General features: G+C 64.6%; 14 protein-coding genes. 10 read left to right on the top strand and 4 right to left on the bottom strand.

Features of this window, described 5'->3' with window-relative positions; all coding sequences use genetic code 11:
• Positions 1–169 precede the first annotated feature (169 nt).
• The 3 genes from yegS to GGR61_RS13880 all read left to right on the top strand — a co-directional run bounded on the left by yegS (position 170) and on the right by GGR61_RS13880 (position 4,472).
• Entirely contained in the window at positions 170–1,099 is a 930-nt protein-coding gene (gene yegS, locus GGR61_RS13890; protein WP_184622043.1) for a lipid kinase YegS, read from the top strand.
• An 830-nt stretch (positions 1,100–1,929) separates the two neighbouring features.
• A complete protein-coding gene (trpE, locus tag GGR61_RS13885; RefSeq protein ID WP_184407846.1) occupies positions 1,930–3,405 on the top strand; it encodes an anthranilate synthase component I in 1,476 nt (491 codons plus the stop codon).
• Positions 3,405–4,472: an aminotransferase class I/II-fold pyridoxal phosphate-dependent enzyme gene (locus GGR61_RS13880; RefSeq protein WP_184622041.1), complete on the top strand. Its 1,068-nt coding sequence runs from the start codon at positions 3,405–3,407 to the stop codon at positions 4,470–4,472. The genes trpE and GGR61_RS13880 overlap by 1 nt, the downstream gene beginning before the upstream one ends.
• Before the next feature lie 302 nt (positions 4,473–4,774).
• Here the strand turns inward: GGR61_RS13880 and GGR61_RS13875 are convergent, their stop codons facing one another.
• The 3 genes from GGR61_RS13875 to GGR61_RS13865 all read right to left on the bottom strand — a co-directional run bounded on the left by GGR61_RS13875 (position 4,775) and on the right by GGR61_RS13865 (position 6,260).
• Entirely contained in the window at positions 4,775–5,026 is a 252-nt protein-coding gene (locus GGR61_RS13875; RefSeq protein ID WP_184407844.1) for a hypothetical protein, read from the bottom strand.
• Between the two features lie 199 nt (positions 5,027–5,225).
• Positions 5,226–5,648, bottom strand: a complete 423-nt coding sequence (locus GGR61_RS13870; protein WP_184407843.1) for a YqaA family protein — start codon at positions 5,646–5,648, stop codon at positions 5,226–5,228.
• Between the two features lie 297 nt (positions 5,649–5,945).
• Positions 5,946–6,260, bottom strand: a complete 315-nt coding sequence (locus tag GGR61_RS13865; RefSeq protein ID WP_184622039.1) for a metalloregulator ArsR/SmtB family transcription factor — start codon at positions 6,258–6,260, stop codon at positions 5,946–5,948.
• A 23-nt stretch (positions 6,261–6,283) separates the two neighbouring features.
• Here GGR61_RS13865 and arsH point away from each other — a divergent pair, with 23 nt between their 5' ends.
• The gene (arsH, locus tag GGR61_RS13860) at positions 6,284–7,030 is read left to right on the top strand and encodes an arsenical resistance protein ArsH (protein WP_184622084.1); all 747 of its coding nucleotides are present in this window, start codon (positions 6,284–6,286) and stop codon (positions 7,028–7,030) included.
• Between the two features lie 73 nt (positions 7,031–7,103).
• Positions 7,104–7,535 (top strand): arsenate reductase (glutaredoxin), encoded by a 432-nt coding sequence (gene arsC, locus GGR61_RS13855; protein WP_184622037.1) that lies wholly within the window; start codon positions 7,104–7,106, stop codon positions 7,533–7,535.
• A 40-nt stretch (positions 7,536–7,575) separates the two neighbouring features.
• Here the strand turns inward: arsC and GGR61_RS13850 are convergent, their stop codons facing one another.
• Positions 7,576–7,944, bottom strand: coding sequence for a response regulator (locus GGR61_RS13850; RefSeq protein ID WP_184622035.1), 369 nt, complete (start codon positions 7,942–7,944; stop codon positions 7,576–7,578).
• Positions 7,945–8,018: 74 nt separating this feature from the next.
• Between GGR61_RS13850 and GGR61_RS13845 the strand changes: the two genes are divergently transcribed.
• From GGR61_RS13845 to GGR61_RS13825, 5 genes are all read left to right on the top strand, one after another.
• Positions 8,019–9,287, top strand: a complete 1,269-nt coding sequence (locus tag GGR61_RS13845; RefSeq protein ID WP_184622033.1) for a PAS domain-containing sensor histidine kinase — start codon at positions 8,019–8,021, stop codon at positions 9,285–9,287.
• A 682-nt stretch (positions 9,288–9,969) separates the two neighbouring features.
• On the top strand, positions 9,970–11,448 hold the full coding sequence (locus GGR61_RS13840; RefSeq protein ID WP_221237398.1) for a SulP family inorganic anion transporter: 1,479 nt from the start codon (positions 9,970–9,972) through the stop codon (positions 11,446–11,448).
• Between the two features lie 127 nt (positions 11,449–11,575).
• On the top strand, positions 11,576–12,925 hold the full coding sequence (locus GGR61_RS13835) for a chloride channel protein (protein ID WP_184622032.1): 1,350 nt from the start codon (positions 11,576–11,578) through the stop codon (positions 12,923–12,925).
• Between the two features lie 214 nt (positions 12,926–13,139).
• Complete coding sequence (locus tag GGR61_RS13830) at positions 13,140–13,718, top strand: aminodeoxychorismate/anthranilate synthase component II (protein ID WP_184407836.1); 579 nt, start codon at positions 13,140–13,142, stop codon at positions 13,716–13,718.
• 130 nt (positions 13,719–13,848) lie between these two features.
• Complete coding sequence (locus tag GGR61_RS13825) at positions 13,849–14,481, top strand: flavin reductase family protein (RefSeq protein ID WP_184622030.1); 633 nt, start codon at positions 13,849–13,851, stop codon at positions 14,479–14,481.
• Positions 14,482–14,546: the final 65 nt, after the last annotated feature.

The following is a 14,546-nucleotide window of genomic DNA, read 5'->3' as shown; positions in this document are numbered from 1 at the left end:
GAAAATTGGAGGCTGATCCTGCCTCCGCCCGTCGTCCCTGCTATGGCCTTCTACTCTCCCGGTCATCGATGACATGCCAATGACAGCCCGGCAACGTTGCGTATTCACAATGCAGCTGGCGCCCCGCTGCTAGCCTGCGCCAATCACCCTCACAGCATTGGCAGCGCGCATGGCCCCGCCCCACTGGCGTCTGATCCTCAACGGCAAGTCCACCGACAATCCGGACCTGCGTGAGGCGGTGGGAGCGCTGCGCAAGCGCGGTGTCCGGCTCGATGTGCGGGTCACCTGGGAAGACGGCGATGCCGAGCGCTATGTCGGCGAGGCAGTTGCCGATGGCGTGCACACGGTGGTCGCCGCCGGTGGCGACGGCACGCTGAGCGAAGTGGCCGCCGCGCTGGCGCATCACGCCGCCGATGCCGCCGGGCTGCCGTCGCTGGGCCTGGTGCCGCTGGGGACCGCCAACGATTTCGCCACGGCCGCCAACCTCCCGATCGCGCCGCTGGATGCGCTGGATCTGATTGCCGAGCGCGCTGGGTACCCCATCGACCTGTTGCGGATCGATGCCGAACACGGCCCGCATTGGTGCGCCAATGTCGCCAGTGGCGGCTTCGGCACCCAGGTCACCGTCGAGACCGACGAGGGCTTGAAGAAGATGCTCGGCGGCCTGGCCTACCTGATCACCGGCATGTCGCGGCTGGGCCGGATCGACCCGATCAGCGCCCGCTTCAGCGGCCCGGATTTCAGCTGGGAAGGCGAGTTCATCGCGCTCGGCCTGGGCAACGGCCGTCAGGCCGGCGGTGGCCAGGCGTTGTGCCCGGAAGCGCTGATCGACGACGGCCTGCTCGACGTCACCATCGTGCCGGCGCTCGACGGCGAAGTGGCCGCCACGCTGGGCACGCTGATCACCGGCGGCAAGCAGGCCGCGCTGGAACGCGTGGCGGTGCGCGTGCAGCTGCCGTGGCTGGAAATCGTCTCCCATCAGCCGCTGACCTTGAACCTGGATGGCGAACCGGAAACCTCGCTGCATTTCCGCATTGAATGCGTGCCGGCGCGGTTGCGGATGCATTTGCCCGTGGATTGCCCGTTGCTTGGGGATTGAATGCGGGAATCGGGATTGGGGAATCGCACGGGCGCGAGTGTGCGGCGCTGCGCCTGGTCGTCCCGGTCGGCGGGCGCGTACAGAGATCAATCAGCACGCTAGTCTGGATCGATGGGATCCGGGCATACGAACAGCTGCAGGCCTTATCTCAAGCGCAGCAACGGCCATCGCGCCGCTATGGCCGCGTTCCCTCCGGGCCCGTTGTGGGAGGGCACCGGTCTTGATCGGCTGGCCTGCCGGTCATGCCTCCCCCATCCGCCCTGCGGGCACCTTCCCCCGCACGCGGGAGAAGGGAATCTTGCATTTGTGAGAAGGGACCTCGCAGGTGGGAGAAGGGATGAGAAGGGACTTCGCACGTGTGAGAAGGGAGGTTGCACGCCGGGGGCCAGCGCGTCGCACCGGGGAATCGGAACCTTGCGCTCCGGCGTAGGGACGTCGAGATCGCCTGCGCACTCGCCCCTCTCCCGCGTGCGGGAGCCGGGTTGGGGTGAGGGCCGCCGCCGACATGCATGCCGCCTCCGGAGACCTCGCCCTGCACTGGCGCGCCGCCATGGCTCAGTGGCGGCGCAAACCGTATGCAGCGGCAGGCACGCGCTGCCCGGGTTTGATGCCAGTCACCTCGGGAAACCGCCCCCGACAACGCCCGACCCACCTTCGCAATTCGCACGGCGTTGGCCCCGCGCCTGCTGCCCTGCGCCAGCAGTTGCGCTACAGTAGTTGGGTGTCCCGCCTGACGACTCCACGCTCGTTCTCTTCCGCTCGCCGCTGGTGGCGATGGTGGCCCGTTGCCGTCGTCCGCCCCGTCACAGAGTCCCGGAAGGAAAGTCGTCTTGATCACTGCAGAGCAGTTCCAGCGCCAGGCCGCTGAAGGCCACACCCGTATCCCCGTTGTCCGCGAAGTGCTGTCCGACCTGGACACGCCGCTATCGGTCTATCTGAAGCTCGCCGACGGTGCCTACACCTATCTGTTCGAATCGGTCGAAGGCGGCGAACGCTTCGGGCGCTACTCCATCATCGGCCTGCCGGCGCGGCGGGTATACAGCTTCCGCGGGCATACGCTGGAAATCAGCGAGCATGGCGAAGTGCTGGAAACCCGCGAGGTCGCCGACCCGCTGGCCGAGGTCGACGCCTTGCGTGCCGAGCACTCGGTGCCGCAGCTCGATGGCTTGCCCGGTTTCACCGGCGGGCTGGTCGGCTGGTTCGGCTTCGAATGCATCCAGTACATCGAGCCGCGCCTGGGCAGCGGCGACAAACCCGATGAGTTGGGCACGCCGGACATCCTGCTGATGCTGTCCGAAGAGCTGGCGGTGTTCGACAACCTCAAAGGCCGTTTGTACCTGATCGTGCATGCCGACCCGCGCCAGCCGCAGGCCTATGTGCGTGCCAAGCGGCGTCTGGACGAACTGGCGCATCGCTTGCGTCAGGGGGGCGCGGGGTATCCGCAGGCGCAGATTTCCGATGCGATCGACGAATCGGATTTCCGCTCCTCGTTTACCCGCGAGGAATATCACGCGGTGGTGCGCAAGGCGCAGGAATACGTGCGCGCCGGCGATATTTTCCAGGTGGTGCCATCGCAACGCTTGCGCGTGCCGTTCCGCGCGCGTCCGGTGGATGTGTACCGCGCCTTGCGCGCGCTCAATCCCTCGCCGTACATGTATTTTCTCGATGTCGGCGGCACCCAGGTCGTCGGCTCATCGCCGGAAATCCTGGCGCGGTTGCGCGATGGCGTGGTCACCGTGCGGCCGATCGCCGGCACTCGCCCGCGCGGCGCAACACCGGAACTGGACAAGGCGCTGGAAGAAGAATTGCTGGCCGATCCGAAAGAGCGCGCCGAGCACGTGATGTTGATCGACCTGGGCCGCAACGATGTCGGCCGCGTGGCCGAACCGGGCACGGTCAAGGTGGGCGAGCAGTTTGTGATCGAACGCTATAGCCACGTGATGCACATCGTCAGCGAAGTCACCGGCACGCTCAAGGCCGGCCTGAACTACAGCGACGTGCTGCGCGCCACCTTCCCGGCCGGCACCGTCAGCGGTGCGCCGAAAATCCGCGCGCTGGAAATCATCCGCGAGCTGGAACCGGTCAAGCGCAACGTCTATTCCGGCGCAGTCGGCTATATCGGCTGGCACGGTGATGCCGATACCGCGATTGCGATCCGCACCGCGGTGATCCAGGACGGCTATCTGTACGTGCAAGCCGGCGGCGGCGTGGTGTATGACTCCGATCCCGATCTGGAATGGCAGGAAACCATGAACAAGGGCCGCGCGCTGTTCCGTGCGGTTGCGCAGGCGGCCAAGGGGTTGTGATGGACGGCCAGGGCAACGCTGTGCGCATCAGCTTCCGCAACGACTACAGCGAAGGCGCGCATCCGCGTGTGTTGCAGGCGTTGGTGCAGGCCAGTGCCGAGCAGAATGCCGGCTACGGCACCGATCGCCACACTGCCCGTGCCGTCGCACTGATTCGTACCGCGATCGCGCAAGCGCAGGCCGAGGTGCATCTGCTGGTCGGCGGTACCCAGACCAACCTGATCGCAATCGCCGCGTTTCTGCGCCCGCATCAGGCGGTGATCGCGGTGGAGGCGGGGCACATCGCCACGCACGAAACCGGCGCGATCGAAGCCACCGGCCACAAGGTGCTGACGGTGCCTGCGCTGCACGACAAGCTGACGCCGGCGCTGATCCAGCCGTTGCTGGACGTGCACAGCAACGAGCACATGGTGCAACCGCGCCTGGTCTACATTTCCAACAGCACCGAGAGCGGCACCATCTACACCCGTGCCGAACTCGATGCGTTGTCGCGCTTCTGCCGCGCGCACGAGCTGCTGCTGTATCTGGATGGCGCACGTCTGGGCGCCGCGCTGACCGCCGACGGTAACGATCTGGATCTGCCGACCATTGCCGCGCTGACCGATGCGTTCTACATCGGCGGCACCAAGAATGGCGCTTTGCTCGGCGAAGCTCTGGTCATCGTCAATCCCGCATTGCAGGCGGACTTCCGCTATCTGATCAAGCAGCGCGGCGCGCTGCTGGCCAAGGGCATGGTGTTGGGCGCGCAGTTCGCCACCTTGTTCGAGGATGGCCTGTTCTTCGCGTTGGCCGCGCATGCCAATAGCATGGCGCAGCGCCTGCGCGCGGGATTGCTGGCCGCTGGCGCCGAGTTCACCAGCGACTCGCCGACCAACCAGCAATTCATCGCCGTCAGCGCGCAACGCGCCACACAGCTGGCGCAACGCTACGACTTCGAGCGCTGGGAAGGACGCGCCGATGGCAGCCAGGTGATCCGCTTCGTGACCTCGTGGGCAACCACCGCCGCATCGGTCGATCGTCTATGCGCCGACCTCGCAGCGCTGGTTGCCTCCGAGGCGCAGACCTGACCATTCATCAGGGACGAGCACGATGAAGCGAATCGAACGCTGGATCGTCGCAAGCCTGTTGATGCTGCCGCTTGCTGCAACGACATAGGTCAACAGCCTGCCGTCGCAGCGGCATCTGTGACAGGTGTATTGAACGGCCGATCCTGACCGTTTTTGCGTCGACCTCAACGGCAGCAACACCCATCTGCAGCGGGGCCTGGCACGCAGGTTCGTCCAAGAACATGCTCAGCCCTGCGCGGTTCTCCACGCGCGGTGGCCGGACATCCGCCACGGACGCGGCTCACACAGTGCGTTGCGTCGGCTCAGGCAGCGTGTGACGCATGCAGGCTGTCGTTGGAGAGGCGGCCATCGGCAGACACGGTGCATGCAGCCATCCATTGCCTGGCGTAATCGTAGGCGGCCCTGCGGTCGGCAAAGGCGGCGACAGGCAAGTCGTAGCGATACAGGGTAAGACCGCCAGGCCGTGACACCAGTATCTCGGATGCAAAGCGGCCGTCGTTCGGGGTGATATGTGCGGTGAGCTGGTAGTCGCCCACGTGCCGGATTGACGCCATGCCCAACGGGGATCCTCCTTGATTCGATGGTCGGGTGCGTGCCACGCCGATGGTTGTCGCGTATCGCGTCGTCAAGCCGACGTCGCCCGGTGATTGTGAAGGAAAAGTGCGCATTGGAATATCGGTAAAAGTAGCTAGGACAGTAAGGAGATCCCTCACGCCGGTGCGGTAGTCGCCGGCGAGCAGGCTGTCTGGATATTTAGACGATGCTAAGCGTTGCCCATGTGAGCACGACGTAACGCGCGGTCTTGGCGATCGCCACCAACGGCAGGAACACACGCAGCGGCTCGCGCATGACGCCGGCCGCCAGCGTCAGCGGGTCGCCGATGATCGGCATCCAGCTCAGCAGCAGTGACCATTTGCCGTAGTGGCCATACCAGGTCTGGGCCCGTCGCAAGGCCGCGGCCTTGATCGGAAACCAGCGCTTGCTCTGGAAACGCAGCGCCTCGCGCCCGAGCCACCAATTGATCAGCGAGCCCAGCACATTGCCGAGGCTTGCCGCCGCGACAAGTCCGGCCGGCGAATCGCCGCGCAGCAGCAGCGCAACCAACGCCGTCTCCGATTGGGCGGGGAGCAGGGTGGCCGCGACGAGGGCAAGCACAAAGAGCGACAGATAGGACATTGGCGGGGTTGAGTGGGGGCGCAGTGGCATGGACCGCCGGAGAGCCAGGCGCGTTAACGCGATTGCGCCGTCACGACAATGTGGCATGGCGAGCAGGCCGGTGCACAGCGGCCGTTCTGGCGCTCTGGCAACGCGGCGGATGCTGCGTGCAGTTGATGGACCTGGCGATCAACCCCGCTTCGCGCTACAGGGTTGACCAGTTCAGTGCGGGCGTCGCCTGCGGCGTGGCGATTCGCACGCTGGCAGCGAAACACGATCGGGGCGCTGCCGACAGCTCAAACGTGACGGTCAGGGTGTTCAGCAGCGCATGTCGCCAGCGCAGCCGTCATCGCCGGCGCAACAGTTTTCGGTGAGATAGGCCAACAAGGCATTCATGGCCTGGAAATCGGCGCGATAGCAGATGGTCCTGCCGCGCTGCTCGGCGCTGATCAGCCCTGCGTTGCCGAGCTCCTTGAGGTGGAAAGACAGCGTGGCGCCAGGCAGTGCGAGTTCCTGGGCAATGTCGCCGGCCAATTTTCCGCCGCGGCCTGCCTGCACGAGTAGGCGGAAGACGCGCAGGCGGGTTTCCTGGCCCAGGGCGGACAGGGCTTTGCTTGCACTTTTATTTTCCATAATTCTAGAATAGTAGAATGAAAATGACCGAGCAAGCCGATCTTGCGCTTCCCCATCTCGACCTTGGCCTGGCTCAGGCGCCCGATCTGGACAGGCTGTCGCTGCAAAGCCGACACAAGCCGCGCATCCTCGTCCTGTATGGATCGCTGCGCCCGGAGTCCTATAGCCGCAAACTGGCGTTCGAGTGCGAGCGCTTGCTGCAGCATTTCGGTGCCGAGGTACGGGTGTTCGATCCGGTGGATCTACCGCTGGCCGATGCCGTTGCACCCGAACACCCCAAGGTGCAGGAGTTGCGTAGCGCATCGATCTGGTCCGAGGGTCAGGTGTGGATCAGCCCTGAGCGTCACGGCACCCTGACCGCCGTCTTCAAGAACCAGGTCGATTGGCTGCCGCTGCAGCAGGGCAGCGTGCGGCCAACCCAGGGGCGCACGCTGGCGGTCATGCAGGTCAGCGGTGGCTCGCAGTCCTTCAATGCGGTGAATGCATTGCGGGTGCTCGGGCGCTGGATGCGCATGTTCACCATCCCCAACCAGTCGTCGGTGGCCAAGGCATGGCAGGAATTCGACGACGCCGGACGGATGAAGCCATCGGCCTATTACGACCGCGTGGTCGACGTGCTGGAAGAACTGGTCAAGTTCACCCTGCTCACGCGCGACAGCAGCGACTACCTGGTCGATCGCTACAGCGAGCGTAAGGACAGCACTGCCGCCTCGCGGTTGGCGCAGCAAGCCGGCGCGGTTGCATCGGCGGCGGCAGACACCACCGAGTGACACATCGATCTGGTGGCGCTGCCATCGACCAACGACCAACGACCAACGACGACGACCTGCGGAGCGCGCTTGCATGAAAGCCACGATCTATCACAACCCAGCCTGTGGCACCTCGCGCAACGTGCTTGCGCTGATTCGGCATGTGGGCATCGAGCCTGAGATTGTCGAGTATCTGGCGCACCCGCCAACACGCGAACGTCTGGTCGATCTGATTGCACGCGCCGGTCTGAATGTCCGCGATGCATTGCGCCAGAAGGGCACGCCGTATGCGGAGCTGGGATTGGGCGATGCTGGGCTGAGCGATGCGGCTTTGCTCGACGCGATGCTGGCCCATCCGATTCTGATCAATCGTCCGTTTGTCGAGACCGAGCGCGGCGTGCGTCTATGCCGGCCGTCGGAACAGGTGCTGGAGATCTTGCCGGCAGCAACCGATGCGTTCTGGAAAGAAGACGGTGAGCAGGTACTGGATGCGCGCGGAGAACGCATCATCGACGCGCAGGCGTGAGTGCAAACGGCGCACCGTGCGGCCATGCGCATCGAGTGCTTCAATGGCCCACGAACGCCTCGATATTGCTGACGAGGTTGTGGCGCGTGTAGGGCTTGCTGAGGAAGCTGGTGCGGGGCGGCAATCCCTTGGGTGAATAGCCCAGCCCGGAGGTCAGGATGGCGGGCACCATGTTGCCATCGGCGCGCAGGTAGGCGATCAGCCCATATCCATCCAGCAGTCCAGGCATCTGCAGGTCAGTGAATACGAGTGCGATCGTTGGATAATGATGAATGTGCTCAAGCGCTTCCTGCGCATCCCTGGCGGTGACGACGACGTAACCGCAGTCTGCGAGTAACAAGGTGGCGATCTCGAGGGTGTCGTGATTGTCCTCGACGACGAGAATCAGTTTTTCTTCGATGGAGCGCATAACGCAGGACTTCTAGGAGTACATGCATCACACTACGTTTTTGGTGCGAACAGTACGTGATCGATGTGCAGACTATGAACGGCACGCAGGATTTTCCCGACCATCGTTACCGTCAGGTCGTCGAACTCTCGCTGGATTCCATCAAGGAAATCTCGCTGGATGGACGCGTCAAATTCGTCAATGCGCATGGATTGACGCGCGTGGCGGGTGTGAATGCCGAGTCGGTCGTGGGCAAGCCGTGGGCATCGTTGTGGCCGGAGCGGTTCAGGTCCAGGGTGGAGCAGGCGCTGGCGGCGGCCGCGCAAGGCAAGTCGCAACAGTTCGAAGCCGAATGCATCAATGCCGGGGGACAACACCAGGTGTGGTTGGTATCGACCACGCCGCTACGCGATGCGCATGGTGAAATCGAAGGTGTGCTGGCCGTCAACCGCGACATCACCGAACGTCGGCAATCGCAACAGGCCTTGCGCACGCTCAACCAGACGCTGAACCCGCGTGCGGAGCCGTTGCTCATGCAAGACGATCTGTACGACGTAGCGGGCGTTGCGCAGTCAGGCGTTGCCGGCACTGACTCACGCATTGCGATCGAGCTGGACATCGCACGCGCAGCGCAGCGTCTGGCCGAAACCGTCGCCGAGCGCGCGCAGGAGGGGGAAGCCGTCGGCCAATTGCTGGCAGGCGTCGTCCATGATCTGAACAATGTGCTGCAGACCGCCGCTGCCGCCATCGACGTGGTTCAGTCGCGCACCTCCATCAGCGAGGACGACAGAAAGATTCTGCAGATGGCAGAAGGTGCGTTACAGCAGGGATCGATCATGGCGCAGCGCCTGCTGGGCTTTGCGCGCCATCATCCTTACGCGCCCGAACGTGTGGATCTCAATGTTCTGGTCGCCCGTCTGATGCCGTTGCTGCAACAGGCTGCCGGCACTGCCGTGTCCGTCCACTGGAAGACGACGGCGTCCAACAGCATGGTGCTGGTGGACCCGCACACGCTGGAACGCGCGCTGATGAATCTTGTGATCAATGCACGCGATGTCTGCGGCGAGCACGGCAAGATCGGTATCACGGTAGAAAACCGGACCCATCGCAACGTTGGCCGCGATACCCATCCACGCTGTGGCCATTACGTCACCATCGCGGTCAGGGATAACGGCAGCGGCATTGCGCCCGCCATTCGCGACCAGCTGTTCGATGCGTACTTCACCACCAAGCCGGAGGGCAAGGGCACCGGGCTGGGCTTGGCACAAGTGGATGGCGCCGTCCGGCAGGCCGACGGCTTTGTCGAAGTGGAATCGGAGCCCGGCCAGGGCGCCTGCTTTACCTTGGGATTTCCCGCGCTTTGAAACTCGATGCGGGCCGGTGCGTGCAGTCGCTGCCGGCCGTGTACCTGGGCGATACGGGGCAGACGCTGCGGCACCAGCTATTGATCGCTTTTCAGCAAGCCAGCCCGGTAAGTGTGCATGCGTGCATGCATTGCCGTGCGTAGTGCCGTGCAGCATGCCGGGTCCGGAAGTTGACATCGGTTCGCGCATAGCGATGCAGCGTGATGCCACTTTCGAAGGACACAGGATTCTCCGGTGAAAACAGCGCGGCAACCGGCGTGGTGTGCAGTCAATCGATACCGGCCAATCTGCCGGATCAGTGCAAGGCGCATAAATTCGACGCGCGCAGGATCGGCAGGGAGGCGTGTCCCGGTATATCACGCTGCGATACCGCTTGAACCTATGGCACTGCGAACCGCAGTGCTGCGCGTTGCGGTTCGCAGATGCGTCAAGACGCGGGCGCGTCACAACGATGCCGGCCTGCATGCCTGCAATGCAGGGCCATGCACGTGCGCCGCGTTGTGCCTTGCCCGGTCGCAGCAGCGCGCGTTACCATTGTCGCTCGATCTCCGAATGGCTCCCCGGCTCCATGACACCACCCTGACCCAACGCATCACGCGCTCGCTGCTTTAGCGAAGGTCCAGGTGTTTTTCGTGTTCATGTACTCGTGCCGTGCGTTTTCCGGTACGCGGAGCGGTTTCCAATGTCCAAGTTTTATTCGTTGCGCCAGCAATGGCTCGGCAACGTGCGTGGCGATGTACTCGCCGGCATCGTCGTCGCACTCGCGCTCATTCCCGAAGCAATCGCGTTCTCGATCATCGCCGGTGTCGATCCCAAGGTCGGTCTCTACGCGGCGTTCTGTATTGCCGTGGTGACGTCCATCGCCGGTGGCCGTCCCGCCATGATTTCCGCCGCGACCGGCGCCATGGCGCTATTGATGGTGGATCTGGTCAAGGACCATGGTCTGCAGTATCTGCTGGCAGCCACCATCCTGGCCGGCGTGCTGCAGGTCATCGCTGGTGCCTTGCGACTGGGTGCGTTGATGCGCTTTGTCTCACGTTCGGTGATTACCGGCTTCGTCAACGCGCTGGCGATCCTGATCTTTCTGGCGCAGTTGCCGGAGCTGATCGGCATGCCATGGCCGGTCTACGCCGTGTGCGCTGCGGCCCTGGCCATCATCTACCTGCTGCCACGGCTGACGAGCGCCATTCCCTCGCCATTGGTGGCCATCGTGGTGCTCACCGTGGTCTGCGTGTGCTGGGGCATCGACATACGCACGGTGGGCGATATGGGCCATCTTCCCGATAGTCTGCCGACGTTCTTGCTGCCGGATGTGCCGCTGAGTTGGGACACGCTGCAGATTCTGTTGCCGGTCTCCACCACCTTGGCGGTGGTGGGGTTGCTGGAATCGCTGATGACCGCGCAGATCGTTGAGGACATGACCGATACACCATCGCAACGTAATCGCGAGTGTGCCGGCCAGGGGCTGGCGAACATCGTCGCTGGCTGCTTCGGCGGCATGGCGGGCTGCGCGATGATCGGCCAATCGGTGATCAACGTGACCTCCGGCGGACGCGGGCGGTTGTCGTGCATGGTCGCCGGGGTGGTGTTGTTGCTGATGGTGGTCTATGGCGCCACCTGGGTGAGCCAGATTCCGATGGCGGCGCTGGTGGCGGTGATGATCATGGTCAGCATCGGGACGTTCAGCTGGGGCTCGTTGCGCGATGTACGCCACCATCCCAAGAGCTCGTCGGTGGTGATGATCGGCACCGTGGTGGTGACGGTGTGGACGCATGATCTGGCCAGGGGCGTGCTTGCCGGCGTGCTGCTGTCGGCGCTGTTCTTCGCACGCAAGGTCGGGCGCATGTTGGATGTGCAGGAGGTCGATCGCCAGGATGGTGTGCGTGTGTATGCGGTCCGTGGCCAGGTGTTCTTCGCATCGGCTGGACAATTCGCCACCAGTTTCGATTTTCTGAATCCGCCCACGCAGGTGCTGATCGACCTGACGCACGCCCATTTCTGGGATATCAGTGCGGTGGCTGCGCTGGATCGGGTAGTGCTCAAGTTGAGGGCGCATGGTGCCGAGGTCGAGGTCATCGGCTTGAACGCGGCCAGCGAAACGCTGGTCGATCGGCTCGGCATGCATCGTCGCGAAGGAGCGCGCCTGTCGGTCGGTCATTGACCGTAGCGCGCACGATGCGCTGACGCCATGCGGAACCGTGCGACGTCGTGCCGCTGCCAGTGACGGCAGCGGCCAGCCCGGCGCAGGCGCCGCTTCCAGGCGCCTGCGACCTGGAGGACAATGGGGCATGTCTAGTTCACATTCCTCCCGCAGCACGCTGCGCGCAGCGCTCGCATCGGAGCGGTGGCGGCGGCGGATCACCCTGTGGGGCGGCGCGGTGGCGGTTGCGCTGGTGTCCATCCTGTTCGCCAAGGCCAGCGATGCCGCGTTTTCCTTGTTCCAGCGCATCATCGGCCATTCGCTGTGGTGGGCGTTGTTGCTGACCCCGGGCATCTTCGCGTTGCTGGCGTGGTTGACCAGCGGGGTGCTGCGGCCCACGCGCGGCAGCGGTATCCCGCAGGTGATCGCCGCATTGGAGACACCCGACGACGCCGCATTCCGCAGCACGAATCTGTCGCTGCGCGTATCGGCCGGCAAGTTGCTGCTGACCACGTTGTCGCTGCTGGGCGGCGCTTCGGTCGGGCGTGAGGGTCCCACCGTGCACGTGGGCGCGAGCGTGATGTACACCTTCGGCCGCTGGCTGGGGTTTCGCGATCCGCGCGAGCTCTCGCACTTTCTGCTGGCCGGCGGCGCAGCCGGCATCGCGGCGGCCTTCAACACGCCGCTGGCCGGCATCGTGTTCGCGATCGAAGAACTGAGCGGGCGCTTCGAACATCGCTTCTCCGGCACGCTGTTGGCGGCCGTGATCGTGGGCGGCGTGGTGTCTTTGGGCATCCTGGGCAATTACGTCTACTTCGGAAGGGTGGCCACGTTTCTGCCGCTCGGTCAGGGCTGGTTGGCGATCCTGTTGTGCGGCAGCGTCGCCGGGTTGCTGGGTGGGTTATTCGCGCGTCTGGTGCTGCTCAGCGTGTCCGGCCGCCCGCGTTGGCTGGGAGCGCTGCGCCGGGACCATCCGGTGCTGCTGGCCGCCGGCTGCGGGTTGCTGGTGGTGTCGCTTGCGGCGGTGTTCGGCACTGGCGCCTTCGGAACCGGCTACGAGCAGGCGCGCGGCCTGGTACAGGGGCACGCGACCGTGGGCCATGAGTTCGGCTTGATGAAGCTGCTTGCCAACCTGGCGTCCTATGTCGCGGGAATTCCCGGCGGCCTGTTCTCGCCCGCGCTCGCGGTGGGCGCAGGACTGGGGCACAACCTGTCGGTGTTGATGCCTGGCGTGGACCCGGCCGCATTCGTGGTGCTCGGCATGTGTGCCTACCTCACCGGCGTCACCCAGGCGCCATTGACCTCGGCGGTCATCTCGCTGGAGCTGACCGACACCAGCGGCATGCTGCTGCCGATCCTGGCCACCGTACTGCTGGCACGCGGTGTCTCCGGTCTGGTCTGTCATGTGCCGATCTATCGGGGCCTGGCTGAGCAGTTGACCACCGGGCCCGCGCTGCCGCCTGCCGAAACGCGTCCGGCCGCGCCACCCGCCGCCTGACCAGATCCTCGGGTCGGGCAGCAGGCCGCGTTTCGCAGCGCATGCACCGACGCCAACCGATCGGGTGCGGCAGAGGTGAGCCGCAGCAGGCACGTGCGAAGATAGGCAATCAGTGTTGCCTCCTCCGACCGGCGGCTTGGGTATCAGCGCATTGGCGGGTATGGCTGCAGTTTCTGGGGTTGTCCCCTTTTGGAATACATCGGATACGCCGAACATGCTGTTGATGCTCGATAACTACGACAGTTTCACCTACAACCTCGTGCAGTACCTGCAGGCCTTGGGCGCCGAGGTCACGGTGGTGCGCAACGATGCGATGAGCGTCGACCAGATCGCCGCGCTCAAGCCCGAGCGCATCGTGATCTCGCCTGGCCCCTGCACGCCGAACGAAGCGGGTATCTCGCTGCAGCTGATCGAGCAGTTGGGCCAGACCACGCCGATCCTCGGTGTGTGCCTGGGCCATCAGAGCATTGGCCAGGTCTATGGCGGCGATGTGATCCGCGCCGGCAACATCATGCATGGCAAGACCTCGCCGATCCGCCATCAAGGCAAGGGCGTGTTCGCCGGCCTGCCGGACAGTTACGAGGCCACCCGCTATCACTCGCTGGTGGTGGACAAGACCACCTTGCCGGACGCGCTGGAAGTCACTGCCTGGACCGAGAACCCGGATGGTTCGGTGGAAGAGATCATGGGCCTGCGCCACCGTCAGTTTCCGGTCGAAGGCGTGCAGTTCCACCCCGAGTCGATCCTGACCCAGCACGGGCACGCCTTGCTGAAGAACTTCCTGGAGCGTTGAGCGTGCTGCACGCCGTGCTGGTCGCACGTGTCGCGGCGTCGCTGGATGTCGCCGCCGCATCGGCTGGGTGCGATCGCAGCGTCAGCGATTACCTGTGCTGCGCCTTGCCTGCGTCAACCCCCGGATCACGATGAACATGCCCAACGACAGCGTCCATTTCTACGAACCGGCGCAAGGCCACGGACTGCCGCACGACCCATTCAATGCCATCGTCGGCCCACGGCCGATCGGCTGGATCGGCTCGCGTTCGGCCGACGGCATCGCCAATCTGGCGCCTTACAGCTTCTTCAATGCCTTCAACTACGTGCCGCCGATCGTGGGCTTTGCCAGCATCGGCCGCAAGGACAGTTTGCGCAACATCGAAGCCACTGGCGCGTTCACCTGGAACCTGGCAACGCGTCCGTTGGCCGAGGCGATGAATGCCAGTGCGGCGATGGTGCCGTCGGAGGTCGACGAGTTCGCCCTGGCTGGTTTGCAGATGGCGCCGTCGCGGCTGATCAATGCCCCGCGCGTTGCGGCCAGCCCGGTCAGTTTCGAATGCCGGCTCAGCCAGCTCTTGCCGCTGCAGACCGCAGACGGGCAGGCCATCGAAACCTGGCTGGTGCTGGGCGAAGTGGTGGGCGTGCATCTGGCGCACGCGGCATTGCAGGACGGCATTTACGACCCGTCTGCCGTGCAGACCATCCTGCGCGCGGGCGGTCCGGCAGACTATTTTGAAGTGCAGGCACAGGCGCGCTTCCAGATGCGGCGTCCGGGGCAGTGAGCGTTGTAGATGCCGTCGCATTGCCCTGTGGATGTGCACGCGCGCACCGCTCAGGCTGAGCGCTC

The sequence above is a fragment of the Xanthomonas sp. 3058 genome (assembly GCF_014199765.1).
In the GTDB taxonomy this organism is placed as follows: Bacteria; Pseudomonadota; Gammaproteobacteria; order Xanthomonadales; family Xanthomonadaceae; genus Xanthomonas; species Xanthomonas campestris_B.
Note: the sequence above shows the minus strand (reverse complement) of the source record. Positions and strands in the feature narration are given on the sequence as shown.

What these genes read in the sequence shown, in the direction of transcription:
- yegS (WP_184622043.1), top strand. Translation starts at nt 170, where the DNA reads ATGGCCCCGCCCCACTGGCGTCTGATCCTCAACGGCAAGTCCACCGAC.
- GGR61_RS13880 (WP_184622041.1), top strand. Translation starts at nt 3,405, where the DNA reads ATGGACGGCCAGGGCAACGCTGTGCGCATCAGCTTCCGCAACGACTAC.
- GGR61_RS13875 (WP_184407844.1), bottom strand. Translation starts at nt 5,026, where the DNA reads ATGGCGTCAATCCGGCACGTGGGCGACTACCAGCTCACCGCACATATC.
- GGR61_RS13870 (WP_184407843.1), bottom strand. Translation starts at nt 5,648, where the DNA reads ATGTCCTATCTGTCGCTCTTTGTGCTTGCCCTCGTCGCGGCCACCCTG.
- GGR61_RS13865 (WP_184622039.1), bottom strand. Translation starts at nt 6,260, where the DNA reads ATGGAAAATAAAAGTGCAAGCAAAGCCCTGTCCGCCCTGGGCCAGGAA.
- arsH (WP_184622084.1), top strand. Translation starts at nt 6,284, where the DNA reads ATGACCGAGCAAGCCGATCTTGCGCTTCCCCATCTCGACCTTGGCCTG.
- arsC (WP_184622037.1), top strand. Translation starts at nt 7,104, where the DNA reads ATGAAAGCCACGATCTATCACAACCCAGCCTGTGGCACCTCGCGCAAC.
- GGR61_RS13850 (WP_184622035.1), bottom strand. Translation starts at nt 7,944, where the DNA reads ATGCGCTCCATCGAAGAAAAACTGATTCTCGTCGTCGAGGACAATCAC.
- GGR61_RS13845 (WP_184622033.1), top strand. Translation starts at nt 8,019, where the DNA reads ATGAACGGCACGCAGGATTTTCCCGACCATCGTTACCGTCAGGTCGTC.
- GGR61_RS13840 (WP_221237398.1), top strand. Translation starts at nt 9,970, where the DNA reads ATGTCCAAGTTTTATTCGTTGCGCCAGCAATGGCTCGGCAACGTGCGT.
- GGR61_RS13835 (WP_184622032.1), top strand. Translation starts at nt 11,576, where the DNA reads ATGTCTAGTTCACATTCCTCCCGCAGCACGCTGCGCGCAGCGCTCGCA.
- GGR61_RS13830 (WP_184407836.1), top strand. Translation starts at nt 13,140, where the DNA reads ATGCTGTTGATGCTCGATAACTACGACAGTTTCACCTACAACCTCGTG.
- GGR61_RS13825 (WP_184622030.1), top strand. Translation starts at nt 13,849, where the DNA reads ATGAACATGCCCAACGACAGCGTCCATTTCTACGAACCGGCGCAAGGC.